Source organism: Anoxybacillus mongoliensis (genome assembly GCF_014201515.1).
GTDB lineage: Bacteria > Bacillota > Bacilli > Bacillales > Anoxybacillaceae > Anoxybacillus > Anoxybacillus mongoliensis.
This window is the reverse complement of record NZ_JACHEQ010000006.1, coordinates 137,565-154,942: the sequence shown is the minus strand read 5'-3', so window position 1 is coordinate 154,942 and position 17,378 is coordinate 137,565. Positions and strand designations below refer to the sequence as shown.

Here is a 17,378-nt window from a genome sequence, read left to right as displayed (position 1 = left end):
AATGATGGATGTAAACGTATTTCAACAAATGTTAGAGGAGAAAGGAATTTCACTTTCTCCTCAACAACTCACTCAATTCGAAACATATTATCACTTGCTTGTTGAATGGAACGAGAAAATGAATTTAACAGCGATTACTGACAAAGAAGGCGTATACTTGAAGCATTTTTTTGATTCCATTACACCTGCTTTTTATTTCAATTTCTCGCAACCATTATCTATTTGCGATGTTGGGGCAGGAGCTGGGTTTCCGAGCATACCATTAAAAATTTGCTTTCCTCACTTACATGTATCAATTGTTGATTCATTACAAAAACGAATTACGTTTCTGAATCATTTAGCGGCACAACTCGGGCTCGAAGGCGTAGCCTTTTATCATGATCGCGCTGAGACGTTTGGACAAAAAAACGTCCGTGAGACGTTTGATGTCGTCACGGCTCGTGCTGTTGCACGTTTATCTGTGCTAAGTGAGCTTTGTTTGCCACTTGTGAAAGTAGGGGGAACGTTTATTGCAATGAAAGGTGCATCAGCGCAGGAAGAGCTTGAACAAGGAAAAACAGCGATTCGTGTGCTAGGTGGCGAAGTGGCGAAGGTCGAAAAATTTTCATTGCCGATCGAGGAAAGTGAGCGAGCAATCGTTTTTATTGAAAAGAGAAGAAAAACATCGAAGAAATATCCACGCAAACCAGGGGTACCAAACAAACTTCCGATTGAATGAATGTTTTGAGTTCTCAAAGGTGGTGTCAGGGGGAAATGAAGCATCCTTTTTCGCGCTTTTTTAGCTTTGGTGAGAAAGAGCAAGAAGAAATCGTCGTACCGAATGAAGAAATAAAACGAATTGCTATTTCACAAATTGTTCCAAACCGTTTTCAGCCGCGGACCATTTTTGTTGAAGATAAAATTGACGAGCTTGCTCAAACGATTCGAACACATGGGATGATTCAACCGATTGTTGTTCGAGAATGCGAAGATGGGAAGTTCGAAATTATTGCCGGGGAACGAAGATGGCGAGCAGCACAAAAACTCGGCTGGACGGATATACCTGCCATTATTAAAAATTTAAATGATACGGAAACAGCTTCTGTTGCTTTAATTGAAAACTTACAGCGGGAAGAACTAACTCCGATTGAAGAAGCGATCGCTTATGCTCGTTTGTTAGAATTGCATCATTTGACGCAAGAAGCGTTAGCGCAACGACTTGGAAAAGGACAATCAACGATTGCCAACAAACTTCGTTTATTAAAACTGCCTCAAGAAGTACAAGACGCATTGTTACAACGTCAAATTACAGAACGTCATGCGCGCGCTTTAATTGTGCTGAAAGATTACGATAAACAGTTGAAATTGCTTGAAGAAATTATCCAAAAGCAACTAAACGTGAAACAGACAGAAGATCGAGTCGCGAAAATGCTAGAAGAAAACAACGATGAAAAGCGCCCGAAACCGAAACGAAAATCGTTAAGCAAAGACATGCGCATTGCTGTTAATACGATTCGCCAGTCGTTAACGATGGTTGCTGATAGTGGTGTCGCCATCGATTCAGAAGAAGAAGAGTTTGAAGACTATTATCAAATTACAATCCGCATCCCGAAGAAACAAAAATAACACCTCATCTAAAATGACGATGAGGTTTTCTTTTTGTATATGAAAATATTGAAAAATTCATGATACAATAAAAGTATTATATGTAAAGGATGGGGAGCATTGTGGGGAAAATTATTGCGATTGCCAACCAAAAAGGTGGTGTTGGCAAAACGACAACAGCCGTAAACTTATCGGCATGTTTAGCCCATATGGGAAAAAAGACGTTACTTGTCGATATCGACCCGCAAGGAAATGCGACAAGTGGGATTGGCGTGGAAAAACATGAAATTGAACAATGCGCATATGACTTATTAGTTGAGGAAGTAGATGTGCGTCAAGTCATTCGTCCGACTAACATCGAACGATTGCATATTATTCCTGCCACCATTCAACTGGCTGGTGCTGAGATTGAACTCGTTCCGATTGTTTCGAGGGAAGTGCGCTTACAAAAAGCGTTAAGCCCAATCAAAGACGTGTACGATTTTATTATTATCGACTGTCCGCCTTCACTCGGATTGTTGACGATTAACGCTTTAACCTCAGCAGATACAGTATTAATTCCTGTGCAGTGTGAATATTACGCATTGGAAGGGCTTAGTCAATTATTAAATACGATTCGTCTCGTACAAAAACATTTAAATTCACATTTACGTATTGAAGGTGTGTTGCTGACGATGTTTGATGCGCGCACAAATCTTGGTATTCAAGTTATTCAAGAAGTGAAAAAGTATTTTCGTGAAAAAGTGTATGAAACGATTATACCACGCAACGTTCGACTAAGTGAGGCGCCAAGCCATGGAAAGCCGATTATTTTGTACGACGCGAAATCGCGGGGAGCGGAAGTATACGCAGACTTTGCGAAAGAGGTGATCGCAAATGGCTAAAGGGCTCGGGAAAGGTATTCACGCTCTTTTTACGAATTTGGAAGCAGAAAAAGGGGAAACGGTTCAAGAAATTGATATTCAACAACTTCGCCCTAATCCATATCAACCGCGCAAAACGTTCCATGAACAAGCGTTAGAAGAATTAAAGCAATCCATTATGGAACACGGAATCGTTCAGCCGCTCATTGTTCGTCAGACGATCAAGGGATATGAAATTGTTGTGGGTGAACGTCGCTTTCGAGCGGCACAATTAGCAGGATTGAAAACTATCCCAGCCGTTGTACGTGAACTTTCGGATGAAAAAATGATGGAAATTGCATTGCTTGAAAATTTACAGCGTGAAGATTTAAATCCGATTGAGGAAGCGACAGCATATCAATTGTTGCTTACAAAATGCAAATTAACGCAAGAAGAGCTAGCAAAACGATTAGGAAAGAGCCGTCCGCATATTGCCAACCATCTTCGTCTTCTTTCACTTCCAAGTGATGTACAACAAATGATTGAAGAAGGTATGTTATCAATGGGGCACGGTCGAGCGTTATTAGCATTAAAAAACAAACAAAAGCTTTCAGGTGTCATTCAACGCGTGATTCGTGAATCGCTTAATGTTCGCCAACTTGAGGCGCTCATTCAACAACTGAACGAAAATGTTCCACGTGAAACATCGAAAAAGAAAGAAGAGAAAAATATATTTTTAACACAAAGTGAGGCGTTATTACGTGAACGATTAGGAACGTCCGTCTCCATAAAAAAACATCGAAAAAAAGGAAAAATTGAAATCGAATTTTTCTCAGAAGAAGATTTAACACGTATTTTGCAATTGCTCAATGTATACGATGAATCTATTGAAGGATGAATAGGATGTGACACACGTTGGCTTTACTCGGTACGATTGTTAACGGCATATGTATTATTGTTGGCGCTTTATTAGGTGCTGTGTTTCGACATATTCCAGAGCGCATAAAATCGACGGTGATGAACGGGATTGGGCTTTCCGTTGTTGTTCTCGGTGTAAAGATGGGGTTAGAAAGCGATCAGTTTCTAGTTGTTATTATTAGTTTAGTTGTTGGTGGAGCATTAGGGGAGATATGGGGTATTGAAGAAAAGCTTGAAAGGTTAGGAAAATGGGTAGAAAGAAGAGTAGGATATGGCGCAGAAGGGGCGATTTCTAAAGGATTTGTGAGTGCCACGCTTCTGTTTGTCGTCGGTTCGATGGCCATTGTCGGTGCGCTACATAGCGGGTTAAGAGGCGATCATCTCGTACTATATACAAAATCGATTTTAGACGGTTTTGCAAGCATCATCTTAACCGCTACGTTTGGCATCGGCGTTATTTTTTCAGCTATTCCTGTTGTTGTTTATCAAGGATCCATCGCCTTGATGGCTACGCAAATCGATCGGTTCATTCCACCAAGCGCCCTTGAGGCATTTATTGCTGAATCGACTGCGACAGGGGGAATTTTAATTGTTGCGATTGGTTTGAACATGTTAAGTCTTACATCTATTCGTGTAGCCAACTTACTACCAAGTATTTTAGTAAATGCGTTGATCGTTGCTTTTATGCATATGTTATTCGGATAGTTTATATTTCAGTTCGTTTGTGTGCAACGATGCAAATCGTTGTTGTTTTTTCAACTGTATTCCGGCTTCATAAATACCCGTAGCAATTGTTTCTGCCATATTCATTACTAGATGAAGGCGAGTGTTTTGAAGCACGAAAAATTCCATAAATCCACTCACATTGACAATACCGGTAATATGGGCATCACCGACAGAAGGAAGATTTTTATTGACAGCGGCACCTGGTTTTAATGGGCCTTTTTCAACTGTAACCATCCCGATGTTTTTTACACGACCAAGGCAAGCATCGATAGCAATGAGAAACGCGTGTTTATGTTGTTGGCGAATGTCTTGTAGTTTATCTTCTAAATTAACGGCATGAATCGGATCTTTTAACGTTCCATACACATAAAAAGGTAATGTTCCTTTTTGCCCCAGCATCGTACCAACAAGTGGACCGAGTGCATCGCCAGTTGAACGATCCGTGCCGATACAAACGATGACGATCGGGATATGGTTGGAAGTTGGAAGTAAATATAAAAGTGATGATGCAAGTTGGGATATTGCATTTGGTTCATCGTAAAAAAATTTGTTTTGCATATGTCCGTTCCCTCCTCCGATTAAATAGCGTGGTAACAGTATACGGAAAAATGTGAATATATATACATTTAGCTGTGCAGAAAGTTCACGTGCTACAAATGTGAACAAAATACTGTTACAATAACTTATGCGTGAAAGGGGAAGCTTGTATAGGTGATTTGCTACAATGGAGGTGGTTGAATGGAGCAAATAAAAAAAATATATGTCCGTATCGTTGAACAAATGGTAGAAGGTGACTGGCTCGTTACAATAGGTGTTAGTTTGTTTAAAATCGTAACGATTATTTTATTGGCATCGATTTTATTAAAAGTTGTCAAGTTGGCGATTACGAAGTTTTTTGCTGTTCGACAAAAAGCACCGATTCGGTTATCGGAACGAAGAGAAGCAACGTTAATGCGATTGCTGAACAATATGGCGACGTATACCATTTACTTTATTACGTTTATGATGATTTTAGACGCCGTAGGCGTTGATATTCGCGCCATTTTAGCAGGAGCTGGGATCGTTGGATTAGCAGTTGGATTTGGGGCGCAAAATCTTGTTCGCGATATTATTACAGGATTTTTTATTATCCTCGAAGATCAGTTTGCCGTTGGAGATTATGTCCGTATCGGGACATTTGAAGGGCACGTTGAAGAAATTGGATTGCGCACGACGAAGTTGAAAAGTTTTACGGGTGAAGTGCACATTTTACCGAATGGAACGATTACACAAGTGACGAACTTTTCTTTGAATAATAGTGTGGCGGTCGTTGATGTAAGTATTGCCTATGAAGGTGATTTAGAGAAGGCGGAAGCTGTCATTCGTGAAGTTTTAGAAGAAATGCCAAGTAAATATGAAGACATTGTCAGTCCACCAGAATTGTTAGGAGTGCAAAATTTAGGGCCGTCTGAAGTCGTTATGCGCATTACGTGTGAGACAAAGCCGATGCGTCATTGGCATATTGCACGTGCGTTACGAAAAGAGATTAAGCTTCGTTTGGACGAGCGGGGAATTGAAATCCCGTTTCCTCGTTTAGTTCTTTATAATCGCGAACAACAAGGGGAACGTGCTTAAACAACGGAAAGGAGTGTGCTATATTGAATAAAGAGTATGGCATGCATGATATCGTCGAAATGAAGAAGGAACATCCTTGTGGTACAAATCGATGGAAAATTATTCGAATGGGCATGGATATTCGGATCAAATGTGAAGGATGTGGTCATAGCGTCTTGCTGCCACGAAAAGAATTTGAGAAAAAAATGAAAAAAGTGCTCGTAAAGCACGAGGAATAGACGAAGAGAGGAGTTTCATTATGGGTTTAACAGCAGGAATTGTTGGTCTTCCGAATGTCGGAAAATCAACGTTATTTAATGCGATTACAAAAGCGGGCGCTGAGTCTGCAAACTATCCGTTTTGTACAATCGAACCGAACGTTGGGATTGTGGAAGTACCGGATGAGCGACTAAAAACGTTGACGAAATTATTTAATCCGAAACGTACGGTTCCTACAGTATTTGAATTTACAGATATCGCAGGGATTGTGAAAGGTGCAAGTAAAGGTGAAGGGTTAGGAAATAAGTTTTTATCCCACATCCGCCAAGTTGATGCCATTTGTCAAGTTGTGCGTTGTTTTGCTGACGAAAACATTACGCATGTGGCAGGGAAAGTAGATCCGATCGCAGACATCGAAACGATAAACTTGGAGCTTATTTTTGCCGACCTTGAAACGGTAGACAAGCGGATAGATCGCGTCGGAAAAATGGCGAAGCAAAAAGATAAAGAAGCAGTATTTGAATACGATATTTTAAGTCGCTTAAAAGAAACATTCGAAGCAGGAAAACCAGCTAGAACGCTTTCATTTACGGAAGAGGAAATGAAAGTAGTAAAGCAATTACATTTATTAACGATCAAGCCGATGTTATATGTTGCTAACGTTGGTGAAGAAGATTTAGCTGATCCAAACAACAACGAGTACGTTCAAAAAGTAAAAGCATTTGCCAAAGAAGATAATGCAGAGGTCATCGTCGTTTGTGCTAAAGTGGAGGCGGAGATGGCAGAGTTAGACGATGAAGAAAAAGAGCTATTTTTACAAGAACTCGGCATTGAACAATCGGGGTTAGATCAACTCATTCGTGCATCATATAGTTTGCTTGGACTCGCTACGTATTTCACAGCAGGTGAACAAGAAGTGCGCGCATGGACGTTCCGTAAAGGAATGAAGGCACCGCAATGCGCAGGCATTATTCACTCTGATTTTGAACGAGGATTTATTCGTGCAGAAACCGTATCATATGACGATTTAGTTGCGGCAGGATCGATGGCAGCTGCCCGTGAAGCAGGAAAAGTGCGATTAGAAGGAAAAGATTATGAAGTGCAAGATGGCGATATTATTCATTTCCGTTTTAACGTCTAATATTGCATATGAACGATGTTCATGATATAATCATCAAATGTGAGTAATGATATATTGCTCCTTGCTCTGTAAAGAGCCGTGTAGACCAAAAGGAGGTGACTGTGATGAGAAAGTACGAAATTATGTACATTATCCGTCCAAACATGGAAGAAGAAGCGAGAAAAGCAGTTGTTGAGCGTTTTAACAACGTGTTAACTGAAAATGGCGCGGAAATTACGAACGTGAAGGAATGGGGTAAGCGTCGTCTCGCTTATGAAATTGAAAAATTCCGTGACGGTTACTACATGATTTTAAACGTTGTTGCGAAGCCTGCGGCAGTTCAAGAATTTGACCGTTTAGCACGCATCAGCGAAGACATTATTCGTCATATCGTCGTGAAGGAAGAAGAATAATTTCCTCATGAATAGGAGTGGTTCTGATGATTAATCGCGTAATTCTCGTTGGAAGACTGACGAAAGATCCGGAATTACGCTATACTCCAAATGGAGTTGCTGTTGCCACGTTTACGCTAGCGGTGAATCGAACGTATACGAATCCACAAGGTGAACGTGAAGCAGATTTTATTAACTGTATCGTTTGGCGCCGACAAGCTGAAAATGTGGCGAACTATTTGAAAAAAGGTAGTTTAGCTGGAGTGGAAGGTCGAATTCAAACGAGATCGTATGAAAACCAAGAAGGAAAACGAGTGTACGTAACAGAGGTTGTCGCCGATAGTGTGCAGTTTTTAGAGCCGCGAGGTGGCGGTGAGCAACGTGGCATGGCATCAGGCAGCTATGGCGAGCCGTTTCCATTTGGATCAAATCAGAACCCGAACCAAGGACGTAGTAGCGGATTTAGTCGAATTGATGATGATCCATTTGCGAACGATGGACAACCAATCGACATATCGGACGATGATTTGCCGTTTTAATATATATTGATTTGAAGAAAGGAGGAAATACAATGGCAGGACGCAAAGGTGGACGTACAAAACGTCGTAAAGTTTGCTACTTTACAGCAAACGGAATTACACACATTGACTACAAAGATGTGGACACATTAAAGAAATTTATTTCTGAGCGTGGCAAAATTTTACCTCGTCGCGTAACAGGTACGAGTGCAAAATATCAACGCAAATTAACAATTGCGATCAAACGTGCTCGTCAAATGGCTTTATTACCGTACGTTGCGGGCGAATAAAAAGAAAAAGCAGTAAGGGGGACGGAGCCTTACTGCTTTTTGTTTTCAAGGAGGGAAAAAGGTGAAAAACGCTCGGGTATTAACGGAAGGAGCTGTGCAACTTGCTATTTTCACAGTTCTCCTTTTGCTCAGTTTATATATGCCGGTGTTCGGAATGGTTACAACATTTTTTTTGGCAATTCCGTTTCTTTTATTTACGATGCGCCACACATATAAAAACGGCTTATTTTTGCTTGCTATATCATTTATTCCATCCATTTGGTTCGGTTCCCTTTTCTCTGTTCCGATGACATTTATGTTTGCAAGTAGCGGAGTTGTCATGGGACATGTGTGGCGAAAGCAAGGTGGAAAATATACTGTTTTGCTTGTTGGTACTCTTTCTTTTTTAGTGAGCATGATCATCATTTATGCGAGTTCTGTCTTGTTTTTCGACATTCATATTGGCAAACAAATTGAAGAAATGATGCAACAATCGTTTCAAACTGCGCAAAACATATTAGAGAAACTTGGGCAAACAAATGAACAATTTGAACAAACGATGAAACAAACGATGGACATTGTCATCGATTTATTGCCGACTGCATTCGTCTTTGCAGCCGCATGTTTTGCTTTTATTACTCAACAAGTTGCCTTGCCTATTTTAAAACGGTTAAACATGCCGATTGGGAATTGGAAACCATTTCATGAACTTGTTTTGCCGAAAAGTTTGTTATGGTACTATTTAGCGGTTATGCTTTTGTTATTTTTCCCAATCGAGCACGGTTCATTTCTTTACATTGCGTTGCTTAATTTGTTTCAAATTTTACAGTTACTTATGACTATTCAAGGATTTTCGTTCATCTTTTATTGGATGTACCATAAAAAAATGGGGCGCAAAGGCGCTATTGCAACTGTCGTTCTATCGCTATTTTTCCCTTTTTTACTTCACCTCGTGCGAATATTAGGTATAATTGATTTAGGATTTGATTTGCGAAAGAAGCTGAAAGATTAATGACGCAAGGAGCTGACGTTCATGTCCAGTTTGTATGAAAAGCCGAGGCATCGCTATCCCTTGTATGTTTTAATCGGTATTACGTTTATATTGCTTATCATTGTTACGTACTTTGAATGGATGATTGGGATAGTTGGTGCTGTGCTCCTTGGCCCTACGTTGTTTCACGTCTTTCGATCGTATAAAGTTGCACAAGAAGAAATTGAGGACTACATTTCCACTCTCTCTTACCGAATAAAAAAAGTTGGGGAAGAAGCTTTAATGGGGATGCCAATTGGCATTATGCTCATTAATGAGGAGTTAGAAATTGAGTGGACAAACTCTTTTTTATCTTCTTGTTTTGGAGTGGATACGCTAGTTGGACAATCATTATATGATGTTGCTGAACAACTTGTTCCGCTCATAAAAACAGAGGAAACGGAAGAAGTCATTACATTTCACGATCGAACATTTAAAGTAATTATTCGCCGAGAAGAACGATTACTTTACTTTTTTGATATTACGGAACAAGCAGAACTAGAGAAAAAATACGAGCAAGAAAAGGTCGTATTAGGCGTCATTTTTCTTGATAATTACGACGATGTGACGCAAGGAATGGATGATCAAACGAAGAGTCAGCTCAACAGTCAAGTGATGTCCATTTTAAATCGATGGGCGAGTGAATACGGCTTATTTTTAAAGCGTACGTCGTCAGATCGATTTGTGGCTGTGTTAAACGAATATATTTTACAGCAACTAGAAAAAAATAAATTTTCTATTCTAGACGAAGTGCGCGAACAGACAGCGAAAAATCATGTTCCGCTAACGTTAAGTATCGGAATAGGAACAAACTCCCCGTCTTTACCAGAACTCGGGGCGTTGGCGCAGTCTAGTTTAGATTTAGCACTTGGACGCGGCGGCGACCAAGTAGCGATTAAACAACCGAACGGTAAAGTAAAATTTTATGGCGGGAAAACGAATCCGATGGAGAAACGAACGAGGGTTAGAGCTCGCGTTATATCGCATGCGTTAAAAGAGCTCATTTTAGAAAGTGAGCAAGTGTTTATTATGGGGCATAAATATCCCGATATGGATGCTATCGGTTCGGCTATCGGTATTTTAAAAGTGGCCCAAATGAATCAAAAAGAGGCGTTTATTGTCATTGATACAAACCGTATTGACTCTGGCGTACAGCGATTGGTTGAGGAAGTGAGAAAACAGACGGAATTGTGGTCACGATTTATTTCTCCTGAGCAAGCATTGGAGTTAGCGACAGAAGATACGTTGCTCGTTGTTGTAGATACGCATAAACCTTCGCTCGTCATTGAAGAACGGTTATTGTTACGGTTAGATCGGGTTGTAGTGATCGATCATCACCGCCGTGGAGAAGAGTTCATTCAAGATCCGATTCTCGTTTACATGGAGCCATATGCATCATCTACGTCAGAGTTAGTGACGGAATTGTTAGAATATCAACCGAAGCGCTCGAAATTGTCTATGCTTGAGGCGACAGCTTTATTAGCTGGTATTGTTGTTGATACGAAAAGTTTCACATTACGCACCGGCTCACGAACGTTTGATGCCGCTTCATATTTACGTGCTCAAGGAGCAGATACGACGCTTGTCCAGAAACTGTTAAAAGAAAATATTGAGCATTACATTAAACGTGCTAAAATAATTGAGAACGCTATCATTGATGAACATGGTTTCGCAATTGCAAAAGGAAATGCTAATGAAGCATATGATCCTGTATTAATTGCTCAAGCAGCGGATACGCTATTATCTTTACATGGTGTTGTTGCTTCTTTTGTTATTTCGAAACGGAACGATCAAACGATCGGAATTAGCGCTCGGTCATTAGGAGATGTAAATGTGCAGGTAATTATGGAAAAGCTTGATGGTGGCGGTCATTTAACAAATGCAGCCACTCAGCTTGCCAATATAACAATTGATGAAGCGGAAAAGCGATTGAAGGCAGCAATTCGAGAATATATTGAGGGAGGTACAAAAACATGAAAGTCATCTTTTTAAAAGATGTGAAAGGAAAAGGAAAAAAAGGAGAAGTAAAAAATGTTGCTGATGGTTATGCCCAAAACTTTTTATTTAAACAAGGTCTTGCCATTGAAGCAACACCAGCCAACTTAAAAGCATTGGAAGCGCAAAAAAATAAACAAAAGAAAGAAGCGGAAGAAGAATTAGCTCGAGCGAAGCAACTGAAAGAAAAAATTGATACGTTAACTGTTGAATTATTTGCAAAAGCTGGTGAAGGTGGTCGTCTATTCGGTTCAATTACGAGTAAGCAAATTGCTGAGGCGCTTCAGCAACAACATGATATTAAAATTGATAAACGAAAAATTGAACTAGATGATGCCATTCGGGCGCTTGGCTATACAAATGTACCAATTAAACTTCACCCAGAGGTAACTGCTACATTAAAAGTACATGTACAGGAACAAAAGTAATGAAATGTGATTTTATGCCGGATTTTTTTCCGTGCATATAATCACATTTTTCTTATGAGAAAGGACGGTGAGCGTACATGACAGACATATTTGCTGATCGACTCCCCCCACAAAATATTGAAGCTGAACAAGCTGTGCTCGGAGCGATTTTATTGGAGCCATCCGCGCTCACAACTGCTTCAGAAATATTAATTCCCGAAGATTTTTATCGAGCGGCCCATCAAAAAATTTTCCGAACGATGTTACAATTATCTGATCGTGGCGAACCTGTTGATCTTGTGACAGTTACATCAGAATTAGCAGATGCAAATGCACTTGAAGAAGTGGGAGGCGTTTCGTATTTAACGGAGCTTGCAAATGCCGTTCCAACAGCGGCAAATGTGCACTATTATGCAAAAATTGTAGAAGAAAAATCCATTTTGCGCCGTTTAATTCGTACCGCTACATCCATTGCTCAAGACGGCTATACGCGTGAAGATGAAGTAGAAGATGTGTTAAATGAAGCGGAACGAAAAATTTTAGAAGTATCCCAACGGAAAAATACGAGCGGATTTCAAAATATAAAGGATGTGCTTGTTCAAGCGTATGACAACATCGAAATGCTCCATAATCGGAAAGGTGAGATTACTGGAATTCCAACAGGATTTATTGAACTTGATCGGATGACAGCAGGATTTCAACGAAGTGATTTTATTATTGTTGCCGCTCGTCCGTCTGTTGGAAAAACAGCATTTGCATTAAATATTGCTCAAAATGTAGCGACGCGTACGGGGGAGAACGTGGCGATTTTTAGCTTAGAAATGGGGGCGCAACAACTTGTCATGCGTATGCTTTGCGCAGAAGGAAACATTAACGCCCAAAACTTACGAACCGGTAAACTGACGCCAGAAGATTGGGGAAAGTTAACGATGGCGATGGGAAGTCTGTCCAATGCCGGTATTTTTATTGACGATACACCGAACATCCGTGTTAGTGAAATTCGTGCCAAATGTCGTCGCCTAAAACAAGAACAAGGACTTGGCATGATATTGATCGATTACTTGCAGCTCATTCAAGGAAGTGGACGAAATCGTGAAAATCGTCAACAAGAAGTATCGGAAATTTCCCGCTCCCTAAAAGCGTTAGCTCGTGAATTAGATGTTCCTGTCATTGCTTTATCCCAGCTTTCTCGTAGTGTCGAGCAACGTCAAGATAAACGTCCGATGATGTCTGATTTGCGTGAATCGGGAAGCATTGAACAAGATGCGGATATTGTTGCTTTTTTATATCGTGATGATTATTACGATAAAGAATCAGAAAACAAAAACATCATTGAAATTATTATTGCAAAACAACGGAACGGTCCTGTTGGTACAGTACAACTTGCTTTTGTAAAAGAGTATAACAAGTTTGTCAACTTAGAGCGCCGCTTCGATGACACAAACGTTCCACCGGGAGCATAATTTATACGAATAAAAACAAAGGATAAACATATAAATGTTCGGTTTTTTTATTGATTTTTCATAGTTGATTTGGTACACTTACTATGTTTGGAATTGATGAAGCGGAGGTGCTCGCTATGTCTTCAGTTGTTGTTGTTGGAACACAATGGGGCGATGAGGGAAAAGGAAAAATTACAGATTTTTTATCACAACATGCAGAAGTCATTGCACGATATCAAGGTGGAAATAACGCCGGACATACGATTGTATTTAACGGCGAAAAGTATAAATTACATTTAATCCCTTCTGGTATTTTTTATAAAGATAAAATTTGTGTGATTGGAAATGGGATGGTTGTCGATCCGAAAGCGCTCGTACAAGAATTAGCATATTTACACGAGCGTGGCGTAAGCACGGAAAATTTACGCATTAGCAATCGCGCACATGTAATTTTGCCTTATCACTTAAAGCTTGATGAAGTAGAAGAAGAAAGAAAAGGGGCTAATAAAATCGGAACGACGAAAAAAGGAATTGGCCCTGCTTATATGGATAAAGCAGCACGTGTTGGTATCCGGATCGCAGATTTGCTCGACCGAGAAGTATTTGAAGAAAAATTGGCTCGCAATCTAGCAGAGAAAAACGTGCTTTTTGAAAAAGTGTACGGTGTTGAAGGATTTAAATTAGAACACATTCTTGATGAATATTATGAATATGGACAGCAAATCGCAAAGTACGTTTGTGACACATCTGTTGTATTAAATGATGCGCTTGACGAAGGACGCCGTGTTTTATTTGAAGGTGCCCAAGGCGTCATGTTAGATATCGACCAAGGTACGTATCCGTTTGTTACATCGTCAAATCCTGTTGCTGGCGGGGTTACGATTGGGGCTGGTGTTGGTCCGACAAAAATTAAACATGTTGTTGGGGTAGCTAAAGCATATACAACACGTGTCGGTGATGGTCCATTTCCAACGGAGTTAAACAATGAAATTGGTGATCGTATTCGCGAAGTAGGGCGTGAATACGGAACGACAACGGGACGTCCACGCCGTGTCGGTTGGTTTGATAGTGTTGTTGTTCGTCATGCACGTCGCGTTAGTGGTATTACAGATTTATCATTAAACTCGATTGATGTGTTAACAGGTATTGAAACGTTGAAAATTTGTGTTGCTTACCGTTACAAAGGACAAATTATCGAGGAGTTCCCTGCGAGCTTAAAGGTGTTGGCGGAATGTGAGCCGGTTTATGAAGAATTGCCGGGATGGACGGAAGATATTACGGGTGTAAAAAGTTTAGACGAGCTTCCAACTAACGCACGCCGTTACGTCGAGCGCATTTCGCAACTAACAGGTATTCCTCTTTCCATTTTCTCAGTTGGACCAGACCGTTCTCAAACGAATGTTGTCCGCAATGTGTATGCATAAAAAATACGTCGATGAGCAAATCATCGACGTGTTTTTTAAAAAACTATTGTTTTATTTTTAATTATATAGTACAATAATAGATGTCTGTTGAAATGCGGTTCCGTGGTGTAGGGGTTAACATGCCTGCCTGTCACGCAGGAGATCGCGGGTTCGAATCCCGTCGGAACCGCCATTTTTATTGAAATAGTTTACTTATATGGCTCGGTAGCTCAGTCGGTAGAGCAAAGGACTGAAAATCCTTGTGTCGGCGGTTCGATTCCGTCCCGAGCCACTTGTAAGCATAGATACATATGTGTGTCTATGCTTTTTTGTTTTATAATGGTGACATGGTACACTATATGTAAATATGTCTTTTGGGGGAGTGAATATACATGGAGAAAAAAATTTTAGTTGTTGATGATGAAAAACCGATTGCTGATATTTTGCAATTTAATTTAAGAAAAGAAGGATACGACGTACATTGTGCATATGACGGTGTGGAAGCGCTACAAAAAGTAGAAGACATTCAGCCTGATTTAATTTTATTAGATATTATGCTACCTCAAAAAGATGGAATGGAAGTATGTCGCGAAATTCGTAAAAAATATGATATGCCGATTATTATGTTGACAGCGAAAGATTCTGAAATTGATAAGGTGCTTGGGCTAGAACTTGGCGCAGACGATTACGTTACGAAACCATTTAGCACACGCGAACTGTTAGCGCGTGTCAAAGCTAATTTACGGCGTCACCAACAAAGACAAGAACAAGATGTAAAAGAAATAAGTGAAATAAAAATTGGCTCGCTCACCATACATCCAGATGCTTATACTGTATCGAAACGAGGAGAGCAGATTGAACTAACGCATCGGGAATTTGAACTTCTTCACTATTTAGCAAAACATATTGGACAAGTGATGACGCGTGAACATTTACTGCAAACGGTATGGGGATACGACTACTTTGGTGATGTACGCACTGTAGATGTAACTGTTCGACGTTTGCGTGAAAAAATCGAAGATAACCCTTCGCACCCAACGTGGATTGTGACAAGACGTGGGGTAGGATATTATTTGCGAAATCCAGAACAGGAGTAACCGCATGAGAAAGGTAAGTATATTTCAATCGATTCATGTGAAATTTGCCTTGATTTACATTTTGCTTATTTTAATTGCAATGCAAATTATCGGGGCTTATTTCGTGCGCCAATTGGAAGCACAACTTGTTGAAAACTTTAAAAACTCATTAAACGAACGTGTCATTTTACTTGCTTATAACATCGAACAAGAAATGAATAAAGAGCGTGATAAAAAAAGCCCTACGATCGAAGAAGAAATTCGTTCTATTTTACAAGATTTCGTGTCACAAGATATTTCTGAAGTGCGCGTCATTGATCATAAAAGTAAAGTATTAGGGACATCGAATCCATATAATCAAAATATTGTAGGAAAGCGGACGACAGACTTGCTAATTAAACGAACGTTAGTGGCGGGCGAAATGACAGAAAAAATGCTTGTTGATCCAAAGACAGGTCACCGCATGTATATTTCTTCTACGCCTATTAAGGTGAAAAATGAAATTAAAGGGGCAATTTATGTCATTGCTTCGATGGAAAATGTTTTTGCGCAAATGAGGCAAATTAATAATATTTTAGCCACAGGAACAGGAATTGCTTTAGTCATTACTGCGTTGTTAGGCATTTTGTTGGCACAGACCATTACACGTCCGATTTCAGATATGCGTAAACAAGCATTAGCGATGGCAAAAGGTAATTTCTCACGAAAAGTAAAAGTATATGGATACGATGAAATTGGACAACTTGCGCTTAGTTTTAACAACTTAACGAAAAAATTGCAAGAAGCGCAAGCGACGACAGAAGGAGAGCGTCGTAAGTTAGAATCGGTATTAACGCACATGACAGATGGTGTGATTGCAACAGATAGAAAAGGACGAATTATTTTAATTAACGATGCTGCGCTAAACATTTTAAATGTTTCACGTGAAACAGTGCTTTCTGCACCGATTGTGACGGTATTAGGATTAGATGAACAATATACGTTCGAAACGTTAATTGAAGAACGTGAAACATTAATTTTAGATTTTAGTACAGACGACGAAATGTACATTTTACGTGCCTCTTTATCTGTGATTCAAAAAGAAAAAGGATTTGTGAACGGATTAATTGTTGTGTTGCATGACATTACGGAACACGAAAAAATTGATCGTGATCGTCGAGAGTTTGTAGCGAATGTTTCGCATGAATTGCGAACGCCACTAACGACGATGCGCAGTTATTTAGAGGCGCTCGCAGATGGAGCATGGCGGGATGAGGAGATTGCCCCGAGGTTTATTGAGGTGACGCAAAATGAAACAGAACGAATGATTCGTCTTGTCAATGACTTGTTGCAGCTTTCTAAGCTCGACAGTAAAGATTATAAATTGAAAAAAACACGTGTACATTTTATCCCGTATTTCCATAAAGTCATTGATCGATTTGAATTAACAAAAAAAGAGAATGTTTCGTTTGTTCGAGATTTCCCGGATGAGAAAATAATTGTATATATGGATGAAGACAAAATTACTCAAGTACTCGATAACATTATTTCTAACGCCTTAAAATACTCTCCACAAGGAGGGAAAATTACGTTTCGAGTAAGAAAAAAAACGGACTATATTGAAGTAAGTGTAAAAGATGAGGGTGTAGGCATTCCAAAATCGGATTTATCTAAAATTTTTGAGCGTTTTTATCGTGTCGATAAGGCGCGCTCACGTAAACTCGGTGGAACAGGACTAGGTCTGGCCATTGCAAAAGAAGTTGTCGTCGCACATGGAGGACGTATTTGGGCCGAAAGCCAAGAAAGAAAAGGGACAACTATTTACTTTACTTTGCCGATTGAACAACAGAAAAAAGGATGAAAAC

The 17,378-nt window shown here is 39.9% G+C and carries 19 protein-coding genes and 2 tRNA genes; 20 read left to right on the top strand and 1 reads right to left on the bottom strand.

All coding sequences use genetic code 11. The annotated features are described in order from the left end of the window. Nucleotides 1–4 precede the first annotated feature (4 nt). The 5 genes from rsmG to HNR43_RS07530 all read left to right on the top strand — a co-directional run bounded on the left by rsmG (nt 5) and on the right by HNR43_RS07530 (nt 4,049). Nucleotides 5–718, top strand: coding sequence for a 16S rRNA (guanine(527)-N(7))-methyltransferase RsmG (rsmG, locus tag HNR43_RS07550; RefSeq protein ID WP_183242667.1), 714 nt, complete (start codon nt 5–7; stop codon nt 716–718). 35 nt (nt 719–753) lie between these two features. Next, a complete protein-coding gene (gene noc, locus HNR43_RS07545) occupies nt 754–1,605 on the top strand; it encodes a nucleoid occlusion protein (protein WP_183242665.1) in 852 nt (283 codons plus the stop codon). Nucleotides 1,606–1,706: 101 nt separating this feature from the next. After that, nucleotides 1,707–2,468 carry an AAA family ATPase gene (locus HNR43_RS07540; protein ID WP_183242663.1) on the top strand — a complete coding sequence of 254 codons (762 nt, stop codon included), beginning with the start codon at nt 1,707–1,709 and terminating at the stop codon, nt 2,466–2,468. Beyond that, complete coding sequence (locus tag HNR43_RS07535) at nt 2,461–3,324, top strand: ParB/RepB/Spo0J family partition protein (protein WP_183242661.1); 864 nt, start codon at nt 2,461–2,463, stop codon at nt 3,322–3,324. The genes HNR43_RS07540 and HNR43_RS07535 overlap by 8 nt, the downstream gene beginning before the upstream one ends. Nucleotides 3,325–3,341: 17 nt before the next feature. After that, nucleotides 3,342–4,049: a DUF554 domain-containing protein gene (locus HNR43_RS07530; RefSeq protein WP_183242659.1), complete on the top strand. Its 708-nt coding sequence runs from the start codon at nt 3,342–3,344 to the stop codon at nt 4,047–4,049. On the opposite strand, the gene yyaC is transcribed toward HNR43_RS07530, so the two are convergent. Beyond that, on the bottom strand, nt 4,038–4,628 hold the full coding sequence (gene yyaC, locus HNR43_RS07525; protein WP_183242657.1) for a spore protease YyaC: 591 nt from the start codon (nt 4,626–4,628) through the stop codon (nt 4,038–4,040). The genes HNR43_RS07530 and yyaC overlap by 12 nt on opposite strands. Before the next feature lie 180 nt (nt 4,629–4,808). Here yyaC and HNR43_RS07520 point away from each other — a divergent pair, with 180 nt between their 5' ends. The 15 genes from HNR43_RS07520 (at nt 4,809) to walK (ending at nt 17,374) form a co-directional block, all read left to right on the top strand. After that, nucleotides 4,809–5,684: a mechanosensitive ion channel family protein gene (locus HNR43_RS07520; protein WP_183242656.1), complete on the top strand. Its 876-nt coding sequence runs from the start codon at nt 4,809–4,811 to the stop codon at nt 5,682–5,684. Nucleotides 5,685–5,725: 41 nt separating this feature from the next. After that, a complete protein-coding gene (locus HNR43_RS07515; protein WP_006321132.1) occupies nt 5,726–5,902 on the top strand; it encodes a DUF951 domain-containing protein in 177 nt (58 codons plus the stop codon). A 20-nt stretch (nt 5,903–5,922) separates the two neighbouring features. Further along, nucleotides 5,923–7,023, top strand: coding sequence for a redox-regulated ATPase YchF (gene ychF, locus HNR43_RS07510; protein ID WP_183242654.1), 1,101 nt, complete (start codon nt 5,923–5,925; stop codon nt 7,021–7,023). 104 nt (nt 7,024–7,127) lie between these two features. After that, entirely contained in the window at nt 7,128–7,415 is a 288-nt protein-coding gene (gene rpsF, locus HNR43_RS07505; RefSeq protein ID WP_009361077.1) for a 30S ribosomal protein S6, read from the top strand. Nucleotides 7,416–7,441: 26 nt separating this feature from the next. Next, nucleotides 7,442–7,933: a single-stranded DNA-binding protein gene (gene ssb, locus HNR43_RS07500; RefSeq protein ID WP_032101641.1), complete on the top strand. Its 492-nt coding sequence runs from the start codon at nt 7,442–7,444 to the stop codon at nt 7,931–7,933. Between the two features lie 32 nt (nt 7,934–7,965). Continuing rightward, entirely contained in the window at nt 7,966–8,202 is a 237-nt protein-coding gene (rpsR, locus tag HNR43_RS07495; RefSeq protein ID WP_003397568.1) for a 30S ribosomal protein S18, read from the top strand. Nucleotides 8,203–8,263: 61 nt separating this feature from the next. Further along, the gene (locus HNR43_RS07490; protein ID WP_183242652.1) at nt 8,264–9,193 is read left to right on the top strand and encodes a DUF2232 domain-containing protein; all 930 of its coding nucleotides are present in this window, start codon (nt 8,264–8,266) and stop codon (nt 9,191–9,193) included. A gap of 21 nt (nt 9,194–9,214) precedes the next feature. Next, the gene (locus tag HNR43_RS07485) at nt 9,215–11,188 is read left to right on the top strand and encodes a DHH family phosphoesterase (protein WP_183242650.1); all 1,974 of its coding nucleotides are present in this window, start codon (nt 9,215–9,217) and stop codon (nt 11,186–11,188) included. Beyond that, the gene (rplI, locus tag HNR43_RS07480) at nt 11,185–11,634 is read left to right on the top strand and encodes a 50S ribosomal protein L9 (protein ID WP_055440862.1); all 450 of its coding nucleotides are present in this window, start codon (nt 11,185–11,187) and stop codon (nt 11,632–11,634) included. Before HNR43_RS07485 ends, rplI begins: the two co-directional genes overlap by 4 nt. Before the next feature lie 77 nt (nt 11,635–11,711). Continuing rightward, nucleotides 11,712–13,076, top strand: a complete 1,365-nt coding sequence (gene dnaB, locus HNR43_RS07475) for a replicative DNA helicase (RefSeq protein WP_183242648.1) — start codon at nt 11,712–11,714, stop codon at nt 13,074–13,076. A 116-nt stretch (nt 13,077–13,192) separates the two neighbouring features. Further along, on the top strand, nt 13,193–14,479 hold the full coding sequence (locus tag HNR43_RS07470; RefSeq protein ID WP_026011474.1) for an adenylosuccinate synthase: 1,287 nt from the start codon (nt 13,193–13,195) through the stop codon (nt 14,477–14,479). Between the two features lie 96 nt (nt 14,480–14,575). Continuing rightward, a tRNA-Asp gene (locus HNR43_RS07465) sits at nt 14,576–14,651 on the top strand. A gap of 26 nt (nt 14,652–14,677) precedes the next feature. Next, nucleotides 14,678–14,750, top strand: a tRNA-Phe gene (locus tag HNR43_RS07460). A 100-nt stretch (nt 14,751–14,850) separates the two neighbouring features. Then, nucleotides 14,851–15,555, top strand: coding sequence for a response regulator YycF (gene yycF / locus HNR43_RS07455; protein WP_183242646.1), 705 nt, complete (start codon nt 14,851–14,853; stop codon nt 15,553–15,555). Between the two features lie 4 nt (nt 15,556–15,559). Continuing rightward, a complete protein-coding gene (gene walK / locus HNR43_RS07450) occupies nt 15,560–17,374 on the top strand; it encodes a cell wall metabolism sensor histidine kinase WalK (RefSeq protein ID WP_183242644.1) in 1,815 nt (604 codons plus the stop codon). Nucleotides 17,375–17,378 lie beyond the last annotated feature (4 nt).

Bases quoted from the DNA above. Each gene is read 5' to 3' on its own strand.
- rsmG (WP_183242667.1), top strand. From the start codon at position 5: ATGGATGTAAACGTATTTCAACAAATGTTAGAGGAGAAAGGAATTTCA.
- noc (WP_183242665.1), top strand. From the start codon at position 754: ATGAAGCATCCTTTTTCGCGCTTTTTTAGCTTTGGTGAGAAAGAGCAA.
- HNR43_RS07535 (WP_183242661.1), top strand. From the start codon at position 2,461: ATGGCTAAAGGGCTCGGGAAAGGTATTCACGCTCTTTTTACGAATTTG.
- yyaC (WP_183242657.1), bottom strand. From the start codon at position 4,628: ATGCAAAACAAATTTTTTTACGATGAACCAAATGCAATATCCCAACTT.
- HNR43_RS07520 (WP_183242656.1), top strand. From the start codon at position 4,809: ATGGAGCAAATAAAAAAAATATATGTCCGTATCGTTGAACAAATGGTA.
- HNR43_RS07515 (WP_006321132.1), top strand. From the start codon at position 5,726: ATGCATGATATCGTCGAAATGAAGAAGGAACATCCTTGTGGTACAAAT.
- ychF (WP_183242654.1), top strand. From the start codon at position 5,923: ATGGGTTTAACAGCAGGAATTGTTGGTCTTCCGAATGTCGGAAAATCA.
- rpsF (WP_009361077.1), top strand. From the start codon at position 7,128: ATGAGAAAGTACGAAATTATGTACATTATCCGTCCAAACATGGAAGAA.
- ssb (WP_032101641.1), top strand. From the start codon at position 7,442: ATGATTAATCGCGTAATTCTCGTTGGAAGACTGACGAAAGATCCGGAA.
- rpsR (WP_003397568.1), top strand. From the start codon at position 7,966: ATGGCAGGACGCAAAGGTGGACGTACAAAACGTCGTAAAGTTTGCTAC.
- HNR43_RS07485 (WP_183242650.1), top strand. From the start codon at position 9,215: ATGTCCAGTTTGTATGAAAAGCCGAGGCATCGCTATCCCTTGTATGTT.
- rplI (WP_055440862.1), top strand. From the start codon at position 11,185: ATGAAAGTCATCTTTTTAAAAGATGTGAAAGGAAAAGGAAAAAAAGGA.
- dnaB (WP_183242648.1), top strand. From the start codon at position 11,712: ATGACAGACATATTTGCTGATCGACTCCCCCCACAAAATATTGAAGCT.
- HNR43_RS07470 (WP_026011474.1), top strand. From the start codon at position 13,193: ATGTCTTCAGTTGTTGTTGTTGGAACACAATGGGGCGATGAGGGAAAA.
- yycF (WP_183242646.1), top strand. From the start codon at position 14,851: ATGGAGAAAAAAATTTTAGTTGTTGATGATGAAAAACCGATTGCTGAT.
- walK (WP_183242644.1), top strand. From the start codon at position 15,560: ATGAGAAAGGTAAGTATATTTCAATCGATTCATGTGAAATTTGCCTTG.